Here is a 20,331-nt window from a genome sequence, read left to right as displayed (position 1 = left end):
CCCCATCGCTCTCGATTTGCCCCGCATGCCGGGCAACACATAAACCAATAATGCTATTATCATATAAAATAGTGAAGTAAAAATCCGCCCGATGGCGGCCAACCCAGAACAGGAGCCGCCATGAGCAAGCCGCTGGCTGTCGCCGCCCCCTCTCCCCTCATCCGCCCCGCGTCCCCGCGCCGCACCTTGATTGCCGTCGCGCTGGGCAACTGGCTGGAACTGTACGACTTCACTGTGTTCAGCTTCTTCGCCATGCTGATAGGCAAGCTGTACTTCCCATCCGACAGCGAGTACGGCTCACTGCTGATGGCGCTGGCCACCTTCGGCATCGGCTTCGTGGTGCGCCCGTTGGGCGGCCTGGCGATAGGCCGCATCGCCGATCGCTCGGGCCGCAAGCCGGCGCTGACGCTGACCATCTGGCTGATGGCCGCCGGCACCGCGCTGATCGGCCTCGCCCCCACCCATGCCGACATCGGCGTGGCGGCGCCGCTGCTGATCGTCGCCGGACGCCTGCTGCAGGGTTTCGCCGCCGGCGGCGAGATCGGCGCCTCGACCAGCTATCTGATGGAGTTCGCCCCGAAAAGCCGGCGCGGCTTCATGGTCAGCTGGCAGACCGCCACCCAGGGCGCCGCGGTGCTGGTCGGCGCCGCCAGCGGCGCGCTGCTGACCGCGCTGCTGACCGTCGACGCGCTGGAAAGCTGGGGCTGGCGGCTGCCGTTTCTGTTCGGCCTGCTGATCGGTCCGCTCGGACTGTATATCCGCGGCCAGCTAGACGAGACCCATCGTCCCGAAGCCAGCCGCCAGCCCGGCCTGCTGCGGCTGGCGAGCAAACACCGGCGCACGCTGCTGCTAGGCAGCATGCTGGTGATGGGCATGTCGGCCAATACCTATGTGATCGCCAACTACATGCCGTCCTATCTGAGCAAGGTGCTGCACATGCCCCCATCATCCGCGCTGCTCAGCGGCTGCGCCGCCGGCCTGATGATGTTGCTGGCGTCGCCGCCCGCCGGCTGGCTGGCCGACCGCCTGCGCCGCCGCAAACCGTTGCTGCTGGCCGTCAACACCTTGTTGCTGTTGCTGACCCTGCCCTGTTTCGCCCTGCTGCTGGGCGAGCCGACCCTGCGCAACGCGCTGCTGCTGGCGACGCTGCTGACCACCATCCTCGCGCTGGGCTGCCCGGCCGGCTTCCTGCTGGTGATGGAGGCCCTGCCCCGCCATGGCCGAGCCACCGGGCTGGCCGTGGTCTACGCCTGCGGCGTCACCGTGTTCGGCGGTTTCGCCCAGTTCATCGTCACCTGGCTGATCAGCGTCAGCGGCGATCCGCTGGCGCCGGCCTGGTACGCGATGGCTTGCACCGGCCTCAGCCTGCTGGCGCTAATATTGTTCCACGAACGCCCGGCCGCCGAAGCCGACTGAGTCCGGCCCAAGCAAAACGGCCGCTCAGGGAGCGGCCGTCCTGTCCCCGCCGCGCCGTTATTTCGGCAGCTGGCTCCAGGGCACGGTGACGTTCTGCCCGGACTGGCCGTAGAAGGTCACCGTCTGCTTGACTTCATCGACGGTGATCTTCCACAGGTAACGCCCGCCCTTCAATTCCTGCTCGACATATTTGCCGGTCGACGGCTGGTAACCCACCAGGCCGAAGGAATACCGGTTGTCGATATAGGAGTACGCCCAGTAATTCAGGCCGTTGTAGTTGACGATATTGCAGGTGCTGCTTTCTCCGTCCGGCGTCGGCGAGTTCGGCCCTGTCATGAAGGCCACCTTCAGGCCGGATGGAATCGGCGGATGGGTGCTGACCTGCACCGTCTCGACCACCGGCGCCGACTGCCCGACCGTGATCGGAATGCCGGCGCCGGACCCGGCGCCCTCGGTATACCAGACCACGCCGTTGCCGGCGCCTCCGCTGCCGGCATGCTGGGCGCCGCCGTTGACGTTGAAAGCGAAACTCCACGGCCCGCCCCAGTTGATGCCCACCGCCATCACCTCATAGTCGCCGGCCGGCAGATTGACCGAATAGGTGCTGTTCAGCGGTCCGTTGACGCCGTTCTGCACCGCCGGCTCGACGTAGTTGCCGGTTCCGATGTTGACATTCACGTTGACCGCATTGCCGCTGCCGCTCTGGATATGGGCCAGCTGGTAGCTGGCGCCCCATTGATAGGCGATGATGTACAGCTCGTTGTCGCTGGCCGTGATGCGCAGGGTATTCGAAGACATGAGTTCCTCCCAAGCCGGAACAGGCCTGAACCGGATCCGGACATATCAAAAGAAAATCGGGACGAGACTGCCGGGGACGGAAAGCCGCTGCGGCGCGTCGGCGCCATGCGGTCCCGCTCGGGGAAGTATTCGAGCATGCTTGCATGCCTAGCTGTTTTATATGCCGCCGCCGTGGAAAATCATTCCGAACAAATACCTAGAGCGAACAATACGCTCATGAATCGATAAAAGGTTCCCCTCTCGAGGCCACCCCTTAAGACCAGCTGAAATCCGCCCCCGCTCCCGATATGGTCCCTGTGCCGGTCGCAGTCCGGCCAAGCCTAAAACCAGAAAGGAGTCCGTGATGATCAAAGCCGCCATGCCATCGCTGTCCCTCGCCCTGCTCGCCCTCGGCGTCTCCGCCGCCCAGGCCGCCACCGAAACGCAGGACCCGGCCCTGCGCCGGGCCGCCGCGGCCGCGCTCGCGCCGCTGGCACCGCTGGCCAAGGGCGTTCAGCCGGACCCGCTGGTCGAGACGAATCGGGAAAGCCGGGACAAGCAATGGGTGCTGGGTTCGACGACGCAGCCGCTGCCGACCCTGGCCGGCGCCGACGACCGCGTGCCGCTGTCCCGCTTGTTCCTGGCCCGCAAGACAGCAGCCGGCTGGCAGCTGGCGCTGGAAGGCGACACCGGCTTCGCCGAGCTGCTCGCCGCCGCGCCGGCCGACTGGCTGAGCGCGGACGAACGCCGCGCCTGGCTCAGCCAGACCCGGCAGCAGAAACGGCTGGCGCCGGAGGCCACCGGACTCGGTCTGCCATGGCAGGAAGGCGCGGCCTGGAGCCTGACCGGCGGCGCGCACGGCTACAGCGGCGAAAGCCAGCCCTACGACTCGATAGACTTCGCCGGCGGAGACGGCCGGGTGCTGGCGCCGCAAGCCGGCGTGCTCTACAAGAGCTGCCTGCGCGGCGGCAGCGGACTGGTGAAGCTGGTGCACGACAACGGCTACTCGTCCACCTACTACCACATGATCAAGCTGAACACGGTGGCCGACGGCCAGCGCGTCGCCAAGGGCGCCTACCTCGGCACCATAGGCAACGGCCTGCCTTGCGGCGGCAGCACCACCGGCCCGCACGTGCATTTCTCGCTGATCCACCAGGGCCAGGCCGAGCCGGTGAACCGCAAATGGCTGGGCGGCTGGCAGTTCTTCGCCGGCAACCGCGCCTACCAGGGCTACGCGGCGCGCAACGGCAGCCGCGTCAATGTCGGCGGCCGGCTGGTCAACTACGGCGGCGGCGCCGATCCCGCCCCGACGCCGGATGGCGCCAGCGGCACCGCGATGCCGGGCGGCGGCGACAATCGCGTCAATCTGCGCAGCGCCCCCAGCCTCTCCGCCGCCATAGCCGGCAGCGTATCCCGCGGCGAACAGGTGGCCCTGCAATGCCATGTCCGCGGCGAGGCGGTCAGCGGCGTCTGGGGCCGCACCGATATCTGGAACCGCACCGACGGTGGCCAATGGATCAGCGACGGCTTCCTGGACACCGGCAGCAACGCGCCGGTCGTGCCCTTGTGCGCGTCGACCAACCGGCTGTGGTGACCTAGCCGGGATGGCGCGCGGCGGCCATCCGCCCCGCGCCCGCGCGCCGGCGGAGCAGCCAGTACAGCGCCGCCGGCGCCAGCCAGCCGACCAGCCAGGACAGATCGACGCCCAGCAGTCTCGCCGCCGGTCCGGTGAAGAAGGCGCAATCGATGAAAGGCAGTTGCAGCAGCACGCCGGCCAGATAGGCGGTCAGGCCCGGCCAGGCGTAAGCGGGACCGTCGCCGCCGCCCGCCAGCGCCGCCGCATCGGTCCTGGCACCGGACAGCAGGTAGAAATCGACCAGATTCACCGCGCTCCACGGCGTGAAGAAGGCCAGCAGCAACAGCAGGAACGATTTGAACAGCGGCAGGAAGCTGTGCTGCGCCCAGACGGCGACGGCCACCGAGACCAGCACCAGCGCCGCCACCGTCAGCCAGCGCCTCAGCGGACCTATCGCGGCGGACCGGCCGCCGAAGGAGGCGGCGATGGTGCTGACGCACATGAAGCCGCCATACGCGTTCAGCGTGGAAATGGTGATTTTGCCGAAGGCGACGCAGAAGAACAGCGCCGACGCGACGGCGCCGGCGGCGCCCAGACCGACGAAATACGCGACCTCGTGCCCGCGGAAGGCCGCGCCGCCGACGGCGGCCACCAGCACGCCGAGCGACATCGCGATCTGCGCGCCCAGCGCCGAACCCAGCCCTATCGCCAGCGCCACCCGGGCCGGCGGCGTCGCCGACGGCAGATAACGCGAATAGTCCGACACATACGGCGCGAAAGCGATCTGCCACGAGGCGGACAGCGATACCGCGGTGCAGAAGGCGGCCGGATCGAAATGCTGCCTGTCCAGCGCCAGTTGCAGCAGGTCCGCCCTGCCGGCCAGGCGGATGAACAAATACAGAAAGGCCAGCAGGCCGAGCGCGCTGGCCACCCGCCCCAGCCTGTGTATCGCGCGGTAGCCCAGCGCGGCGGCGGCCATCACCGCCAGCGCGAACAGCGCGATGCCGACACGATCGTCGACGCTCAGCAACTGTCCCAGCGCCTGGCCGGACAAGATCATGCCGGTGGCGTTGAAACCCAGATACATCGCGCAGGCCAGCGCCAGCGGCAGCACCGCGCCCCGGACGCCGAACTGCGCGCGGCTGGCCAGCATCTGCGGCAGCCCCAGCCGCGGCCCCTGCGCGCCGTGCAGCGCCATCACCAGGCCGCCGGCGGCCTGCCCCAGGGCCAGGCCTGCGATGGACCACAGCACGTCGCCGCCCAGCACCACCGCCAGCGCGCCGGTGACGACGGCGGTGATCTGCAGATTGGCCGCCAGCCACAAGGTAAACTGGCTGAAAACGCGCCCATGGCGCTCGGTCTCGGGAATGAAGTCTATCGAGCGGCGCTCGGTCAGCGTGGAACGGACGGATGCTTGCGTTGGCATGACGGTTTCTCCTGGCTTCTCCCGGGCGCGGCCGTCTTGGCGCGGCGCGTCCCGTGCCTGCGTCGAACAATCTATACCGTCGACATGGCGTCGGGCAAATCAAAGTCATGCGGCATTGCGGCATCCGGCTGACATGGCGCGCCGCGCGCCCGCCCAGTTTATTCCGGCCCGCGGGCGATGCCCGGCGATATTTGTCCTAACATTTCTTATAAGAACTTTCAGCGCCGGCTCGCAGGATGGAATGCAGTGCATAGACTCACCCTGTCCATAAGCGGACTCAAACGCCAGCTGCTGCACGATCGATACCGGTTGCTGGCCTCGGCGGCCGGACTGTTCCTGATGCTGCTTGGCGCCGGCGTCATCGATGGCTGGCTCTCCCGCTCTCCCGCCCTGATTCCGGAAAACATCCACATGGTGATCTCCACGGCGTTCTGTCTGGCGCTGTACGGCCTCGCGCTGACGCTGGCGCTGTGGCGGCCGCAATGGCGGGCGCATCGACCGCTGGCGGCGGCGGTGCTGGCGCTGGCGGCGCTGGCGCTGCTGGAGCTCCTCAGCGGCCAGTCCTGGTGGCTGGACCTGCCCCGGCTGCACGCCTGGCGCCACGACATGCTGCCCCATCCCGGCCGGATGGCGCCGCCGACCGCCATGGCGCTGGCCATGCTGGGCTGCGGCATGCTGTTGCAGCCCGGCTCGACGCCGGGCCGACGCCGGCTGGTGGACCTCTGCGTCCGGTTGCCGCTGTTGCTCGGCATGCTGGGCGCGGTGGCCTATCTGGTCAATCTGGAATTGCTGTACAGCTGGGGCGCGTCGGTGCGGATGGCGCTGCTGACCGCACAGTTCGGCATCAGCGACAATATCGTGCGCCGGCTCTACCAGCGTCCGGCGATGCAAAAGCTGCTGGAAGACGCCAGCCGCGACAAGCTGGACGCCAGCGCCGCCGCCGCCGAATTGTCGGCCCGCAACCACATGACCTTGAACGGCATCGCCATCGAGGACGGCGGCGGCCGCACCCTGGTGCAGGTCGGCTATTTCGAAACCCGGCCGCGCCAGGCGCTGGCGCTGCGTTCGCCGCCCGGCGCCCGGCTGCTGTGGAACGGCCACTATCTGTACCGCACCGTCGACGTCTACCGCACCTCGGCCGGCGTGTCGCGGCTGGTCGTCGAGCAGCGTCTGGACATGTTCGACCGCATCGTCATGGACACCGCGCCGCGCGACAGCCTCAGCGGCCTGTATGCGCTGTGCGGCCACGACAGCCATGATCTGCGCTGTTTCTCGCAATCTCCTCACGAGATCGGCCCCACGATACCGATGGCCGGCAACATCCACCATTTCACCATGTGGCCGGCCTTTTCCGGAAAAAGCGGCTCGCTGCACACCGTGGACTTCTCCGGCCGCGACGTGATCGCCGCCTATGCGCCGGTCGGCGACAGCGGACTCGCCTTCAGCTACAAGATCCGGGTGGCGGACCTGCTGGCGCCGATCCGCCACGATCTGGAAGTGGACGCGCTGATCATGCTGGCGCTGGTCACCGTCGGCACGCTGATCCTGCGCTGGCGCACCTCGCCGCTATTGCGCGAGGTGCTGCGCTCCAATCTGATGGCGGAACTGGCGGCCGAGCGTTTCCGCAACGCCGCCGAGGCCAATATGGACGCCTTCATCATCATGGAGGCGCTGCGCGACGCCTCCGGCGCGGTGATGGACTTCCGCGTGGTCTACATCAATTCCGAGGCCGAACGGATGTGGCAGCTGCGCCGCGACGAGGCGATAGGCCGCAAGCTCAAATCACTGACCGAGCAATACCGCATTCCCAGCCATTTCGACCACTACCGCAGCGTGATCGAAACCGGCCGGGCCATTTCAGAGGAAATGCCGAAGGCTTACGACGCCACCCACCCGACCTGGATACACCACGAGATCGTCCGCGCCGGCGACGGCGTCAGTGTCAGCGTGCGCGACATCACGCAAAGAAAGCTGGCCGAGCTGGACCTGGTATTGCGCGAAGCCCTGCTAAAGACCGTGACCGACTCCATTCCGGCGCTGGTGGCCTTCATCGACAACGAGCAACGCTACCGCTATTGCAACAAAGCCTATATGAGGCTGTTCGGCATCGCACCGGAGCAGATCATCGGTTCGTCGATGCGCGATTTTCTCGGCGACGAGGCCTACGACACCGTGCGGCCCTATGTCGATCAGGCGCTGGCGGGCCAGGCCGTTTCCTTCGAGCGGGAAATGATGGTGCGCGGCGACAGCCGCTACGTCGAAGGCCGCTACATTCCGCAGCAGCACGCCGACGGCTCGATATCCGGCTTCTACGTGATGATCTGGGACATCACCCAGGCGCGCGCGCGCGAGATCGAGCTGCGCAGCAAGGTGACCCAGGACGCGATGACCGGCCTGCTGAACCGGGCCGCCTTCATGGAGTTGCTGGAAGACGAAATCAAGCACCACTACATCAAGCGCCTGGGACTGGCCCTGCTGTTCCTGGACATCGACCACTTCAAGCAGGTCAACGACACGCTGGGCCACGCCGCCGGCGACGAGCTGATCCGCGAGTTCGCGCGCCGCCTGCGCGGCAATGTGCGCGCCACCGACCACGTGGCGCGGCTGGGCGGCGACGAGTTCGTCATCCTGCTGATAGGGCTGGATTCCGAGCAGACAGCCGTCAGCGTCGTGGAAAAGCTGCTGGCGGTGGCGCGGCAGGACATCGAGCTGCATGGCCAGACGCGCCGGATGACCACCAGCATAGGCGTCGCCTACGCCTCCCGGCCGGACGTCACGCCCGAGCGGCTGCTGGAGATCGCCGACGAAAGCTTGTACCGGGCCAAGGAGGCAGGTCGCGACGCCTTCCGGCTGCAACGGGTGGGCTGACGCCGCGCGGCCGGCTATGCTGTATGCAGGATCGGCCGCATCGCGATCCGGTCTGACGCAACTCGCATCGCCCCCTCCCAAGCCACCAGGAGTCGCCGTGCAACAGCTGCAAAGGATTCTGCTGATCGCCGTGTTGTTTCTCGCTGTCGCCGCGATTTCCAAATCGCTGGCCAGCGCGGCGACCGAAACGATACCGGTCTGGCTGGGCAGCGGCGTCACCTTCTCCGCGCTGCTAATCTCGGCCCGCTGGTGGTGGCCGGCCACGCTGGCCGGCGCCGCGCTGGCGGCAGCCGCCTGGGGCATGGCGGCCCACGGCCTCGATCCGCTCGGCGCCGTCGCCTTCGCCGGCGTCGAAGTGGCCAGCGTGGCCGTCGGCGCCTGGATCGCGACGCTGGGCCGCCGCGATCCCGACAGTCCGGCCGGCGCCGCGCTGTTCATCGTCGGCGCGCTGGCCGGCTCCGTCCTCGGCGGCGCGCTGGCGGTGGCCTTGTGGCAATGGCAGCGCCCCGACCTCAATCTTTTGCTGGAAGGCTGCACCTGGACCCTGTCCAGCGCCGTCGGCACCCTGTTGCTGACGCCGGTGGTGACCGCCTTTCGCGGCTTCCGCCTGCGCCGTTCCGGCGGCATGGCCATGACCCAGTTCCTCGGCGGCGCCGCCGCCTTCGCCGTCTTCCTGATCGCGGTGGCGTTGGTCTTCATCGACCACGGCCAGCAGCACTACGGCCATGTCGCCGCCACGCTGGCCTATCTGCCGATGCCCTTCCTCTTGATCGCCGCCGCGCTGTGGGGCGCGCGCGGCGGCGCGCTGGCCCTGCTGATAGGCGGATTGCTGATCATAGGCCGCACCGCCGCAGGCGGCGGACCGTTCGCCGTCGACGAGGGTTTCCACGGCGAGGCGGTGGTAGAGGTACAGGGCTTCGTCATCATCTGGGCCGCGGTGATGATAGCGGTGCGCGCGCTGTCCGGCGAACGCCGCCAGTCGCGGGACGACGCCCAGGCCTGGCGGCTGCGCTACGAGCGCATCATGCAGGCGGTCGGCGTGGCCAGCGTCGAATACGACGCCGTCACCGGCGGCGCCACCTGGAGCGAGGGTGCCGACCGCGTGCTGGGCGCCGACGCCGCCGCCATCGCCAGCCTCGACGAATGGCTGGAACGGATAGACCCGGCCGAACGCGAGCTGGTGCAGGCCACCTGGCTGCAGGTGGCCCAGGGCGGCGCGCGCGCCAGCGAACAGAGCTACACGCTGCGGCTGGGGGACGGCCGCAGCGTGCGCGTGCGCGAAAGGCTGGCCGGCATACGCGGCGCCGACGAAGCCGTCGAGCAGGTGGTCGGCCTGCTGCGGCTGGAGAACAACGATGGCTGAACCCGGCATCCTGTTGATACACGGTCTGGGCGGCACCCAGTACGATCTGGGCTCGATGCACAAGCGGCTGAAAAACGCCGGCTTCGCCACCCACTCGCTGACCTTGCCCGGCCACGGCGGCCGCCCCGAGGATTTGAACAGCGTCCGGATGGAGGACTGGCTGGAGGCGGTGCGGGCCAAATACCGGGAAGTGGCCGCCCAGCACGAGGTGCTGCACCTGATGGGCATGTGCATGGGCGCGCTGCTGGCGGTGGAAACCGCCAAGCGGGAACGGCACGACAAGGGCCGGCTGATCGTGCTGGCTCCGCCGGTCTACATCGACGGCTGGGCCACGCCGTGGTACCGCGGCCTGCGCCCGCTGCTGTACCGAATACCCGGCCTGCCCGAGCGGATGAAGGTGGAGGAAGAGGAACCCTACGGCATCAAGAACGAGCAGCTGCGGGCCATCGTCAAGGCCAAGTTCAAGCGCGGCGAGAATTTCCACTACGGCTGGGTGCCGCTGGCCTGCATACGCGAGGTGGACCGGCTGCGCGCGGCGGTGATGCGCGGCCTGGAGCGCATCGCCTGCCCAACCCTGGTCGTCCACGCTCGCCAGGACGAGCTGACCAGCCTGCGCTCGGCCCACTATCTGGTGGAGCGCATCGGCCACGGCAAACGCGCCGGCCAGGCCCGGATGGTGGTGCTGGAGGACAGCTACCACATGGTCTGCGTCGACAACGACCGCGAGATCGTCGGCAAGAACGTGCTGGAATTCCTCGAGGCCAGCGCCGCCGGCTCGCTGGGCATGGGCATGATCGATCCGCGGATGACGGCGGCCGAGATCGCCGAGCTGCTGGCGGCCGCGCGCGCCGAGCTGGAGCGCGGCGACTTCGCCGCGCTATACCGGCTGGGCATCCCCGACTTCGTCTGGCTGCAGCCGGGCGCCAACCGCAGCAGCGGCGCCTTCTCCGGCCGCAAGGGCCTGCAGCGGCTGCTCGCCTGGGCCGGCGACGGCACGGCCTTCACCGCCTTCGGCGCCGCCGTGGTCAACGCCGGCATGGTGGTGCTGCCCGCCACGCTGCGCCACGGCGAGCTGGCCTCGTCCGGCGTGCTGGCGCTGCAGATGCGGCAGCGGCGGCTGCTGGAGGCGCGCTGGTTTCCCGACGACGTCGCGGCCGAGGACCGCCATTTCGGCGGCCAGCCGCTGCCGGACGGCCCCAGCGAGGCGGAAAAGGCCTTCGAGGCCGCCGCGGCGCTGTCGCGCACGCTGCGCAAGGCGCCGGACAACGACACGCTGCTGGCGCTGTACTCGCTGTACAAACAGGGCTCGGTCGGCGACGTCGCCGGCGAGCGGCCAAGCGTGATGGACATGGTGGGCCGCGCCAAGTACGACGCCTGGGCGGCCCGCCGCGGCGTGGAACGCCAACAGGCGATGGCGGACTACGTGGCCTTGGTCAATCGACTGAAAACCACCGACGCCGAAAACGCCTGAACCGCCGCTCAATCGAACAGCGAACCCTGCGGCGACGGCGGCGGCGTCTCGGCCTCCGCCACCAGGCCATCTCCGGCCGCAGCCGTCAGCAGCGCCCGCGCGCGCTCCGGATCGCGGCAATCCAGCCAGACGTCGTACAGCGATGGCGGCACGATGACCAGCGCGCGCTTTTCGTCGCCCGGCTTGTGCATGCGCCGCATCAGCGGATGATGGTCGGCGTTGACGGTGATCTGGGCGAAGGCCGCGCTGATCGAACCGTCGGCCTCGCGCCACTCCCGCCACAAGCCGGCCACCGCGAACGGCGCGCCGTCGGCCAGGCCTATCCGCATGCGCACCGCCCTGCCGCTTTCGTAGCACGGCTCGCAAAAGGCCCGCATCGGCACCAGGCACAGCTGACAGCGCAGCCAGGCGTCGCGGAAACTGCGCAGCTGGCCTATCGTTTCGGCGCGGGCGTTCATCGTCGACAAGCGCACGCCGGCCGGCTGATGGCGTTTCGGCACGAAGCCGTACGAGGCCAGTCGCGGACCGTCGCGCGTCAGGATAGGCGCCGCGTAGTCCTGCCAGGCCTCGTCCGGCCACTGCCAGTCGTCCGCGGCCTCCGCGCCGAAATGCCGCGGCAACTGCCCACGGGACGGCGGAATGAAATTGACACACATCGCGCCATTATCGCTCAGCCGGCTCGCCGCCGGCCAGCGCCCCCCCTTTGAAAACGCGCCGCCGCCCCCATGTCATTGTTTCCATCACCCGACAGCAGGAAGGCCATCATGATCGACCTGTATTACTGGACCACGCCCAACGGCCACAAGATCACCCTATTTCTCGAGGAGGCCGGGCTGCCCTACCGCATCGTTCCGGTCAATATCGGCCAGGGCGAGCAGTTCCAGCCCGACTTTCTGCGCATCGCCCCGAACAACCGCATCCCGGCCATCGTCGACCATGCGCCGGCCGACGGCGGCCAGCCGATCAGCCTGTTCGAGTCCGGCGCCATCCTGCAGTATCTGGCCGACAAGACCGGCCGCTTCCTGCCCAAGGACCTGCGCGGACGCAACGAGGCGCTGCAATGGCTGTTCTGGCAGATGGGCGGACTGGGGCCGATGGCCGGACAGAACCACCATTTCACCCAGTACGCGCCGGAGCCGATTCCTTACGCGGTGGACCGCTACGTTCGGGAGACCGCGCGGCTGTACCGGGTGCTGGACACCGCGCTGTCCGACGGGCGCGACTACATCGCCGGCGAATACTCGATCGCCGACATGGCCTGCTATCCGTGGATCGTGCCGCATGAGAAGCAACGGCAGGATTTGAACGATTTCCCGTCGCTGCGGCGCTGGTTCGAGCGCATCCAGGCGCGGCCGGCGACCCGACGCGCCTACGATCGCGCCGCCGAAATCAATACCGCGCCGACCGTGGACGAGAAATCGCGCGCGATATTGTTCGGCCAGGACGGCCGCGCGCGCGACTGAGCGGCGCGCATAAAAAAGCCCCGGCCAGAAGGTCGGGGCAGATTCAACCGACCGCCCTGAGGCCGATTGAAACTCTCGTTAATTCAGCATAGTCCGTAGCCGGGGCGCTGCCTGACCTTTTCGTCAGTCGTCGCCGAACCGGCGGCGCAGCTCGGCGATGTCGTCGCGGCGGATGCGCACCGGCAGCAGCGCGCGGCGGACCGACTGCTCCCGCCCCAGCACCACCTCCTTCAGCCTGAGCTCGGCGACGCCGTCGCCGCCCGGCTCGGCCTGGACGCCCATCCGGTTCAGGTGCAGCGTGACGGCCCGCAGGCTGAAATAATCGGCCGGCCGCTCCAGTATCTGCCTCACCTGCCGCAGCATGCCCTCCAGGCAGGCGTCTTCGCGCAAGGCCGCCAGCCGCGGCGCCAACTCGGCCAGGCGGGCGTCCACGCCGGACAGCGTGTCCGGCAAATCGCCGCAGTCGCCGCCGCCGTCTATCACCGTGCAATCGTCGGCCCCCAACGCGCGCCGGCGCAACATCAGCCGGGTCTGCTCGACCTCCGCCAGCTGGCGCGCCTGCTCCCGCTCGCCCAAATGCCGCGCGATCACCGCGCACAGCACGTCGAGCGCATGCGCGCCGGACTGCCTCAGCAAGGCCTCGTCGCTGACGCTGGGCATCATCAGCCGATGGCCGTCGAAGCTGACCACCACCTGCGCCACATCGTTGCGCAGCTCTCCGCCCTCCAGCGCGGCGCCGAAACGGCGGGTCTCGCTGCGCTGCATGCTGAGCAAGGCCCAGACCTCGTCGCCATTGGAGGCGGACAGGAAGAATTCGCGCAGCTCGGCGCTGCCGTCCAGCAGTTGCAGCAGGCTGGACGGACCGGAAAACAACAGTCCCAGCCGCGGATCGCGCGAAAACGGCAGCGACAGCCGCAGCGGCGGCGGCAATTGCTCGAGCAAGCCGGACAGATAGTCCTGCGAAACGCGCAGCCCAGGCGCCAGCGCCCGCTGGTAGTCCGGCAGCAGCCGCAGCCGGCGGTCGCAGCCGTCGATCAGCTGCTCGACTTGAGCGGCCAGCGCCTTAGCCTGTCGCCGGCTGCCGGCGTCCAGGCCCAGTCTGCGCAGCACATGCTCGAACATCGCCGCCTCGCCCTTCGGCTCAGAACTGCTCGTCGTCGCGCAGATAGCGCCACTGGCCGGTCGGCAGATTGCCCAGCTTGACCTTGCCGATGGAGATGCGCTTCAAGCCCACCACGCGCAGGCCCACCAGTTCGCACATCCGGCGGATCTGCCGCTTCTTGCCCTCTTGCAGCACGAAGCGCAGCTGGTCGTCGTTCTGCCAGCCGACCTTGGCCGGCCGCAACGGCTTGCCGTCCAGCGACAGACCGTGGTTCAGCAAGGCCAGGCCGCCCGGAATCAGCTCGCCCTCGACCCGCACCAGGTATTCCTTCTCCACCGACGAGTTCTCGCCGATCAGATGCTTGGCGACGCGACCGTCCTGGGTCAGCACCAGCAGGCCGACCGAGTCGATGTCCAGCCGGCCGGCCGGCGCCAGCCCACGCAGGTGCGAGGGCTGGAAGCGCTTGCGGCTGCCATCCTCGGCCCAGTGGTTTTCCGGCTTGATCAGCACCACCGCCGGCTCATAGCCGTCCTCGGCCTGGGCGGACACATAGCCCATGGGCTTGTTCAGCAGGATGGTGACGCGGGCGGACTGGGCGTCCTGCGCCTTGCGATCCACCTCGATCAGATTGTGCGGCAGCACTTTCTGGCCCAGCACGGCGACTTCGCCGTCCACCTTGACCCAGCCTTGCTCGATATAGCTGTCAGCCTCCCGGCGCGAGCACAAGCCCAGTTCGGCCATGCGTTTTGACAGGCGTACAGGTTCCATTTGGTCTTTCCGTAATGAAAAAGCGGACTCCGGTCGCGTCGTACGCGGAGGCCGCCATTGAATCGACCGATATTGTAGGGGATTGCGCCCCGGCTGACCATGGCGGCCGGCGCGGCGCAAAGAAAAAGGGCCGCCGCGGCGGCCCGTCGCGATCGCGGGCTAGACCGTCAGGGCCGGCGGCGCGCCGCCCGGATTGACCGGCTGCGGCTGCGCGGCGGCGGGGGCCGTTGCCGGCGCGGCGGGAATGCCGCCCTCGCGCGATTTGACGCCGACGTAGAGCGCGCTGCTGACGCCGAGCACGCCCAGCCACATCGGATCGATCTCGTAGAAACGGTCGAGCGCGATCGACTTGTAGATGAAGGCCAGGCCCAGGCCCAGATTGGCCAGCAGCGCCTGGTAACGGTGGATGGAAACGCCCTGCCCGTCGTCGAGGATGTCCTGCAGCCAGCCGCGGGAAGCGCCCAGCGGCGCCGCCGCGCCGTTCTGCTGGTCCACCAGGCCGGCCACGCTGGAAGTGACGGCGCTGATGCCAAGCAAGAGCAGCACCTGCGGCGTCGGCGACAACAGATTGCCGGTCAGGATCAACTGCCAGCCGGCCACCAGCGCGATCGCCAGCGTCCACCACAGCAACTGGCTGCGCGCCAGGCTGAAGGTCTGCCCGCCGGCCGCGACGCCGGGCGCCAGCGCGCCTCGGTCGCGCAGTATCGGGGTTTTCCAGGCCACCGCGGCAAACAGCAGCAGGACCAGCACCACATAGAGAACGGCGAATCCTTGCACAGTCATGGTCGGCTCCTTGAACGAGTGAAACTCATTCAGCATAGCCGATGGCGCGACGGCGGTGCGCCAACCGTCCAGGCAGTCGGGACAGGTGGCCCAAGCGCCTGTTCAAAGTCTTTTGCGGCAGCGGCCGCTCCGCCGATCCAGGGCGCCAGAAGCGGCCCGGCAAGGACAGGCCGGCGATACTGGCGCAAAGATGACGCCGCCAAGAGCCTGTTTACGATCTTTTGACGAGCATCGCAGCCCAGCCAGCAGGTCAGATGCAAGGCGGGGGGCGTAGGCCTTGGTGATTCCAAGGTCCAGCCCGACAACGCCGCAGATGGCCTGCTGGCTGGGCTGCCCTCCGGGGCCGTTTTCTGCCGGCGCATGGCTTTGTCAAACGTCCCTTGCAGTGAACGACACTGCGGCGGGCCGCTTTGGGCGCCCTGCATGCAGCAGAAAACCGCCGACGCCGCAAAAAGACCGTAATACAGGCTCTAAGCGCGCGGCTCCAGCAAGGCCTCCAGCCAGCTCCGGCGCGCCTCGGTCTCCACCGGCGCCGCGTTCGCGGCCAGCGCGCCTTCGATGCGCTCCAGCCAATGTTCCCGCTGCAACCGCTGCCGCTCCTGCAAACGCGCCAGCTCGGCCGCCTGTTCCAGCACCCGCGCCGCCGCCGCCTCGCCGGCGCCGCGCTGCCGCTCCAATTCCTCGCGCGCCGCGTCCGCCTGCTGCTGCGACAACTCCAAGCGCGCCAACAGGCCGCCGTTGTCGCGCTCGCGCTCCAGCATGCGTTCGCGCCACAGGCCTTCCACCTTGGCGGCATCCTGCCGCGTCTGCTGCAGAACGGTTTCCTGTTTCTGCAACTGCCCCTTCATGTCCCTGCGCTCGTCCTCCACCTGCTGGTACAGCCGGACGCGCAAACCCTCCAAGCGCTCGTAGGCCAGAGCCTCCTTGCGTTCGGACTCCGCCCTGGCTTCTCGCAAGGCCTGCTCGTGCCGCTGCTCCAGCTCAGCCTGACGCGCATCGGACGCCTGGCGCGCCTCGGCCAGCTCGCCGCGCAGCGCTTCCGCCGCCACCGACAGGGCCTCGCGCTCTCGCTGCAGCGCCTCCAGTTGCAAGCGTTCGCGCCGCAGCGCAGCGTCCAGCTCGACCTGGCGGGCGGCGCCCAACTCCAGTTGATGGCGCAGCGACTGCGCCTCGGCCTCGGCCCGCTGCCCGGCCGCCGTCAGCGCCTCCGACTCGGCGCGCAGGCCGGCGGCTTCGGCCTCCATTTCCTGCCGCACCGACTCCAGCTGCCGCTCCGACTCGTCGCAGGCCTTCTGCCACACCTGCTCGAACGCCTCCACCAGGCTGGGCGGCCAGTCCGGCCGCCGCGACGACACCGCCACCCGCGCCAGGAATTCCTGCCGCCACGCCTTCAGCGTGTTGTTGATCGTGGTGTTGGAACCACTGCCCAGCCGGGCGCGCACCTCGACCACCGTCGGCCACACGCCCTCGCCGACCAGCTCGAATGCCGCCTGCCGGATCCGCGCATAGATATCCGCAGCCATCAGTCTTCTCCGCCGAATGATTGTTGCCGGCAGTGTAGCAAAAGCAGAGTAGAAAATATATTACGTATAACGTTATTTATTTATCTTTTTCCTTAAATTTTTCCGATAATTATACTTATCGGAAATTTTATCGAACGGTAAGGTCAAAATCCTGCCGGCCGGCATCGCCCCATCCCGCCGGATCGCCAGCCTCGGCAACGGCCGTGGCCCTGTCGTGGCTCTCGCCGCCACAGAAGCGCTCAATCAACGGAGCGCTCCTCACCGACGGTTTCAGCCGCGGCCAGCCTCGTCCCCGGCTCCAGGAAGCTCCTCCTCGAGCCCTTCCCATGTCGCCCGCGGCGGCGTGCCCCGCCTGCGAAGCCGGCCCGGACAGCCGTATCCCGCGGCGGGACGCCGGGCGACGATCGCCCGGCAGGCGCCGGGAAACCGCCGGCGCCTAATCGGCACACAGCCGCAGCCGGGGCAGGCACAGCGCGGCGACGCCGAGCAGCAGCCAGGACAGCGCCCAGATCCCGGCAAAGACGTAGCCGTAGCCGAGCAGGCCGGCCAACGGCGCGACCGCGGCGATGGCCAGCGTGCTGCCCAGGCTTTCGCAGCATTGCATCGCCGTATAGTCGGTTCCCGGCCGGCTCGGAGAAGCCCAGTTCATGAACAGCGACCAGATCGTCACGTACATCGCGCCTTCCAGCAGGCTTTGCGCGCCGAACAGCGCGAACGCTGCCCAGGCGGGAAAACCGGGCCAGCCGCTCAACAGGCTGGCCCCGCCCTGCCCCAGCGCGGCCAGCGCCAGGCCGGCGCCGACGGCGCGGCGGCTGCCCAGCCGGCGCACCAGCGGCATGCCCAGCAGCAGCGCGCCGACTGCCGTCGCCAGCATATTGCTCAGCTGCAGCGTGCCTATCCGCGCGACGCCGAAGCCATGGTCCAGCAGCCAGGGCTGGAGCAAGGCCGGCAAGGCGGAGCTGGCGGTCTTGAAACTAAGCGCCAGCAGGACGGCCCAAGCGAAATCGGCCCGCTTCCAGCTGTCGCGCAGCCTCGCCCTGCCGGCCGGCGCAGCCTGGCCGGCGTCGACCGCCCAGCCGCGATTGCCGGCCAGCAGCAGAAAGACGGTTGCCATCGCGCCGGCCAGCAGCGCCATCGCCGTCATCCAGCCGAAGCGGGCGTACAGCAGCAGCACCCCGCCGCCGCCTGCCAACATGCCCAACAGGAAGCCGGCCACCTGGATGGCGTTGGCGGCGCCGGCCCGCCGACCCTGCAGCCGGGTGACGGCGCAGGCGTTGGTGACGATGTCCTGGGTGGCGCACAAGAGATTGAGCCAGACCAGGGCCGCCAGCGCGACGCCCAGCTGCGTGCGCAGCGACAGCGGCGCCAGACCGAGAAAACCGGCGACGATCAGCGCCTGCAACGCCAGCGCGACGCGGGCCATGCCCCAGCGCCGGCAGGCGTTGTCGACGGCGCCGGCCCACAGGAATTTCAGCGCCCACGGCAGGAAGGCCAGGCCAGTCATGCCGACCATGGCCAGATCGTGGCCGCTCTCCCGGATCAGCGTGCCCATCGCGTTGAAGGCGAAGCCTATCGGCAGGCCCTGGGCGATGTACATCGCGGCCAGCGCGATATACAGCGAACGGTCGGCGCGGGACGCGTCCGTCTCCGACGGCGCGGCGTTGGCAAGCAAGCGTCTCATCAGAAATCGACTCCCATCCTGATCCCGTAGCCGCGCGGCGCGCCGGCGACGACATATCCGCCGGAAACCGCTCGGGTGTAATAGACAGCGTTGCCCAGATTCTTGCCATAGAGGCCGGCCCGCCACTTGCGGCCATGCCAGTCCAGATGCGCGTCGACCAGATTGTGGGCCGGGCTGACCACCTGGCTGTCCGGATAGAGCGCCGACGACGCGCTATGCGTCAACGAGACGCCCAGTTCCCAGCTTTCCGCCGGCTGCCAGTCGGCAGCCAGCCGGCCGCTGCGTTTCGGCGTCGCTGCGAACTGCCGTCCGCCGTAGTCGACGCCGTTGACCCGGTATTCGTCGTAGCGCGCATCTATCCAGCCGGCGGCGGCCGACAGCCGCAAAACGCGCCACGGCCGCCAGGCTCCGTTCAGCTCGATGCCGCGGCTGTGCGCGCGCGGCACGTTGACGGTGACGTTGGCGCCGTGACTGTCGGAGGTGACCGCCTGCATGTCGCGCAGGCGCGTGAGAAAGCCGACCGCGCCGACTTCCCAGCCGTCGTCGGCACCGCTCAGCTTGTAGCCGAGCTCGACATGGGTGGCGGTGGCCGGGAGATAGGCCTGGCCGGCGGCGTCGGCGCTCAGCGCATACTTGTTGAAGCCCGGCGACTCGTAGCCGCGCGCCAGCGTCAGCCAGCCCGACCGCCCGTCGTCGGCGCCATACTCCAGCGTCAGCCGCGGCAAGGCCGCGCCGCGGCCGACGCTCGCCTTGGTCGAGGCGATGCCTGGGTCCGGCGCGTACAGACCGGCGGTGCCCCCGCGCCAGTCCATGCGCTGATCGTCGTATTGCAGCCGCATGCCCGGCGCCAGCCGCCAGCGCGGGGCGACGCGCCAGCCCAGCTCGCCGTACAGCGCGTATTGCGCGGCATGGATGTCGGCCTGCGAGCTGCTGGAAAAATACGGACCGCTGTCGAACAGATACGGCGCGTCCTTGCCACTTTGCGAGACAAAGGCGCCCAGCATCCAGTCGGCGGCGCCGCGCGCGCCGCTCAGCCGGAAGTCGCCGTTCCACTGCCAACCGCTCATATCGTAGCCGGTGCGCGCGTGGAACAGCGATTGCGGCAGCCAGTAACGCCAGTCGTGGCGGCTGGCGCCGACCGTCGCGGACAGCCGGACGCCGTCGTCCAGCTCGCGCCGGTATTCCAGCGATGCCAGCGTGTAGGCGGTATCGTCGACGCCGCTGTCGCCGGCCGCGGATTGATGCCGGGCCGCCAGTTGCGACGGCGCCAGATAGTCGTTGCCGCCGCGGGCGTCGCTGTGGAACAGGCTGAGTCGCCACTCGCCACCGGCGGCGTCCTCGCGCAGCAGCTTCAGATGGGCGAAGCGGTTGCGCCACCAGGCGGTGTCGCCATCAGGCAAGACGGTGTTGCGGGTCGGGCCGTCGCTGTTTTCCGCTCCGGCGGCCAGCCGCAGAAAGGTGCCTCCGTCCAGCGGCAGATCGCCGGACGCCGTCAGGCGTTGTCGGCCGTCGTTGCCCAGCTCGATATCCAGACTGCCGCCGGCGACCCCGCCCGGATCGCGCGAGCGCAGCATGACCAGCCCGCCCATGCCGTTCGGCCCGTACAGCGTCTGCGGTCCCTTCAGTACCCTGGCCTGACCGAGGTCGAACAACTGGCCGAGCGCCAGGCCGTTCAAGGGCACGCCGTCCAGCGTCACCGGAATGCCGACGCTGTCCGACTCGTCGGCGTCTATGCCCAGGCCGCGGATCAAGACCACCGGATTGCTCCGGGTATAGGCGCTGACGCTCATATTGGCCTGCCGTTCCGCCACATCGCCCAGGGTGTCGAGCTGACGCCGCCGCAAATCCTGCCCATCCATCGTCAGCCCGGACGGCGGAGCGGCGGCCTGCGCGGTGACCTGCACCGGCGGCAGCGTTTCAACGGCTTCGTCAGCCAGCGCCGCCACCGGCAGCAGGCCGTGGGCGCCAAGCAGGCAGCAGAACAAGGGCTTGGGATAGGGAAAAACGTAGCGGAAATGGCGGGACATGGGGCGGTTCTTGTCGGAAAATTCTCAAATGATAATTTCTTGCATTGCCATCGCCACCCGAATCGGGACAAGACCAACCGCAACGGT

General features: G+C 68.5%; 15 protein-coding genes. 6 read left to right on the top strand and 9 right to left on the bottom strand.

Going from position 1 to position 20,331, the window contains the following annotated elements:
- Nucleotides 1-120 precede the first annotated feature (120 nt).
- On the top strand, nt 121-1,416 hold the full coding sequence (locus CXB49_RS08590) for an MFS transporter (RefSeq protein WP_101708010.1): 1,296 nt from the start codon (nt 121-123) through the stop codon (nt 1,414-1,416).
- 57 nt (nt 1,417-1,473) lie between these two features.
- Here CXB49_RS08590 and CXB49_RS08585 read toward each other — a convergent pair whose 3' ends face one another.
- A complete protein-coding gene (locus CXB49_RS08585; protein ID WP_101708009.1) occupies nt 1,474-2,214 on the bottom strand; it encodes a hypothetical protein in 741 nt (246 codons plus the stop codon).
- 343 nt (nt 2,215-2,557) lie between these two features.
- Here CXB49_RS08585 and CXB49_RS08580 point away from each other — a divergent pair, with 343 nt between their 5' ends.
- On the top strand, nt 2,558-3,787 hold the full coding sequence (locus CXB49_RS08580) for a M23 family metallopeptidase (protein ID WP_101708008.1): 1,230 nt from the start codon (nt 2,558-2,560) through the stop codon (nt 3,785-3,787).
- 1 nt (nt 3,788) lies between these two features.
- Here the strand turns inward: CXB49_RS08580 and CXB49_RS08575 are convergent, their stop codons facing one another.
- Nucleotides 3,789-5,195 carry a cytosine permease gene (locus CXB49_RS08575; protein ID WP_101708007.1) on the bottom strand — a complete coding sequence of 469 codons (1,407 nt, stop codon included), beginning with the start codon at nt 5,193-5,195 and terminating at the stop codon, nt 3,789-3,791.
- A 246-nt stretch (nt 5,196-5,441) separates the two neighbouring features.
- On the opposite strand from CXB49_RS08575, the gene CXB49_RS08570 reads away from it, so the two are divergent.
- The 3 genes from CXB49_RS08570 to CXB49_RS08560 all read left to right on the top strand — a co-directional run bounded on the left by CXB49_RS08570 (nt 5,442) and on the right by CXB49_RS08560 (nt 10,897).
- On the top strand, nt 5,442-8,063 hold the full coding sequence (locus tag CXB49_RS08570; RefSeq protein WP_158300688.1) for a diguanylate cyclase: 2,622 nt from the start codon (nt 5,442-5,444) through the stop codon (nt 8,061-8,063).
- A gap of 97 nt (nt 8,064-8,160) precedes the next feature.
- The gene (locus CXB49_RS08565; RefSeq protein ID WP_158300687.1) at nt 8,161-9,426 is read left to right on the top strand and encodes an MASE1 domain-containing protein; all 1,266 of its coding nucleotides are present in this window, start codon (nt 8,161-8,163) and stop codon (nt 9,424-9,426) included.
- The gene (locus tag CXB49_RS08560; protein ID WP_101708004.1) at nt 9,419-10,897 is read left to right on the top strand and encodes an acyl-CoA-binding protein; all 1,479 of its coding nucleotides are present in this window, start codon (nt 9,419-9,421) and stop codon (nt 10,895-10,897) included. The genes CXB49_RS08565 and CXB49_RS08560 overlap by 8 nt, the downstream gene beginning before the upstream one ends.
- Nucleotides 10,898-10,905: 8 nt before the next feature.
- On the opposite strand, the gene CXB49_RS08555 is transcribed toward CXB49_RS08560, so the two are convergent.
- Nucleotides 10,906-11,553, bottom strand: coding sequence for an SOS response-associated peptidase family protein (locus tag CXB49_RS08555; RefSeq protein WP_101708003.1), 648 nt, complete (start codon nt 11,551-11,553; stop codon nt 10,906-10,908).
- A 108-nt stretch (nt 11,554-11,661) separates the two neighbouring features.
- On the opposite strand from CXB49_RS08555, the gene CXB49_RS08550 reads away from it, so the two are divergent.
- Nucleotides 11,662-12,360, top strand: a complete 699-nt coding sequence (locus CXB49_RS08550) for a glutathione S-transferase N-terminal domain-containing protein (protein WP_101708002.1) — start codon at nt 11,662-11,664, stop codon at nt 12,358-12,360.
- A 123-nt stretch (nt 12,361-12,483) separates the two neighbouring features.
- Here the strand turns inward: CXB49_RS08550 and CXB49_RS08545 are convergent, their stop codons facing one another.
- The 6 genes from CXB49_RS08545 to CXB49_RS08520 form a co-directional block, all read right to left on the bottom strand.
- The gene (locus CXB49_RS08545; protein ID WP_101708001.1) at nt 12,484-13,482 is read right to left on the bottom strand and encodes a hypothetical protein; all 999 of its coding nucleotides are present in this window, start codon (nt 13,480-13,482) and stop codon (nt 12,484-12,486) included.
- Between the two features lie 19 nt (nt 13,483-13,501).
- Nucleotides 13,502-14,230 carry a pseudouridine synthase gene (locus CXB49_RS08540; protein ID WP_101708000.1) on the bottom strand — a complete coding sequence of 243 codons (729 nt, stop codon included), beginning with the start codon at nt 14,228-14,230 and terminating at the stop codon, nt 13,502-13,504.
- Nucleotides 14,231-14,389: 159 nt separating this feature from the next.
- Nucleotides 14,390-15,013: a hypothetical protein gene (locus CXB49_RS08535; RefSeq protein ID WP_158300686.1), complete on the bottom strand. Its 624-nt coding sequence runs from the start codon at nt 15,011-15,013 to the stop codon at nt 14,390-14,392.
- A 470-nt stretch (nt 15,014-15,483) separates the two neighbouring features.
- The gene (locus tag CXB49_RS08530) at nt 15,484-16,536 is read right to left on the bottom strand and encodes a DNA-binding protein (RefSeq protein ID WP_101707998.1); all 1,053 of its coding nucleotides are present in this window, start codon (nt 16,534-16,536) and stop codon (nt 15,484-15,486) included.
- Between the two features lie 436 nt (nt 16,537-16,972).
- Nucleotides 16,973-18,217, bottom strand: coding sequence for an MFS transporter (locus CXB49_RS08525; protein WP_158300685.1), 1,245 nt, complete (start codon nt 18,215-18,217; stop codon nt 16,973-16,975).
- Nucleotides 18,217-20,244 carry a TonB-dependent receptor gene (locus tag CXB49_RS08520; protein ID WP_101707996.1) on the bottom strand — a complete coding sequence of 676 codons (2,028 nt, stop codon included), beginning with the start codon at nt 20,242-20,244 and terminating at the stop codon, nt 18,217-18,219. The genes CXB49_RS08525 and CXB49_RS08520 overlap by 1 nt, the downstream gene beginning before the upstream one ends.
- Nucleotides 20,245-20,331: the final 87 nt, after the last annotated feature.

Source organism: Chromobacterium sp. ATCC 53434 (assembly GCF_002848345.1).
Taxonomy (GTDB): Bacteria; Pseudomonadota; Gammaproteobacteria; order Burkholderiales; family Chromobacteriaceae; genus Chromobacterium.
The sequence above is the reverse complement of the archived record's forward strand: the minus strand, read 5'-3'. Positions and strand labels throughout refer to the sequence as shown.

What these genes read in the sequence shown, in the direction of transcription:
- CXB49_RS08590 (WP_101708010.1), top strand. Translation starts at nt 121, where the DNA reads ATGAGCAAGCCGCTGGCTGTCGCCGCCCCCTCTCCCCTCATCCGCCCC.
- CXB49_RS08585 (WP_101708009.1), bottom strand. Translation starts at nt 2,214, where the DNA reads ATGTCTTCGAATACCCTGCGCATCACGGCCAGCGACAACGAGCTGTAC.
- CXB49_RS08580 (WP_101708008.1), top strand. Translation starts at nt 2,558, where the DNA reads ATGATCAAAGCCGCCATGCCATCGCTGTCCCTCGCCCTGCTCGCCCTC.
- CXB49_RS08575 (WP_101708007.1), bottom strand. Translation starts at nt 5,195, where the DNA reads ATGCCAACGCAAGCATCCGTCCGTTCCACGCTGACCGAGCGCCGCTCG.
- CXB49_RS08560 (WP_101708004.1), top strand. Translation starts at nt 9,419, where the DNA reads ATGGCTGAACCCGGCATCCTGTTGATACACGGTCTGGGCGGCACCCAG.
- CXB49_RS08555 (WP_101708003.1), bottom strand. Translation starts at nt 11,553, where the DNA reads ATGTGTGTCAATTTCATTCCGCCGTCCCGTGGGCAGTTGCCGCGGCAT.
- CXB49_RS08550 (WP_101708002.1), top strand. Translation starts at nt 11,662, where the DNA reads ATGATCGACCTGTATTACTGGACCACGCCCAACGGCCACAAGATCACC.
- CXB49_RS08545 (WP_101708001.1), bottom strand. Translation starts at nt 13,482, where the DNA reads ATGTTCGAGCATGTGCTGCGCAGACTGGGCCTGGACGCCGGCAGCCGG.
- CXB49_RS08540 (WP_101708000.1), bottom strand. Translation starts at nt 14,230, where the DNA reads ATGGAACCTGTACGCCTGTCAAAACGCATGGCCGAACTGGGCTTGTGC.
- CXB49_RS08535 (WP_158300686.1), bottom strand. Translation starts at nt 15,013, where the DNA reads ATGACTGTGCAAGGATTCGCCGTTCTCTATGTGGTGCTGGTCCTGCTG.
- CXB49_RS08530 (WP_101707998.1), bottom strand. Translation starts at nt 16,536, where the DNA reads ATGGCTGCGGATATCTATGCGCGGATCCGGCAGGCGGCATTCGAGCTG.
- CXB49_RS08525 (WP_158300685.1), bottom strand. Translation starts at nt 18,217, where the DNA reads ATGAGACGCTTGCTTGCCAACGCCGCGCCGTCGGAGACGGACGCGTCC.
- CXB49_RS08520 (WP_101707996.1), bottom strand. Translation starts at nt 20,244, where the DNA reads ATGTCCCGCCATTTCCGCTACGTTTTTCCCTATCCCAAGCCCTTGTTC.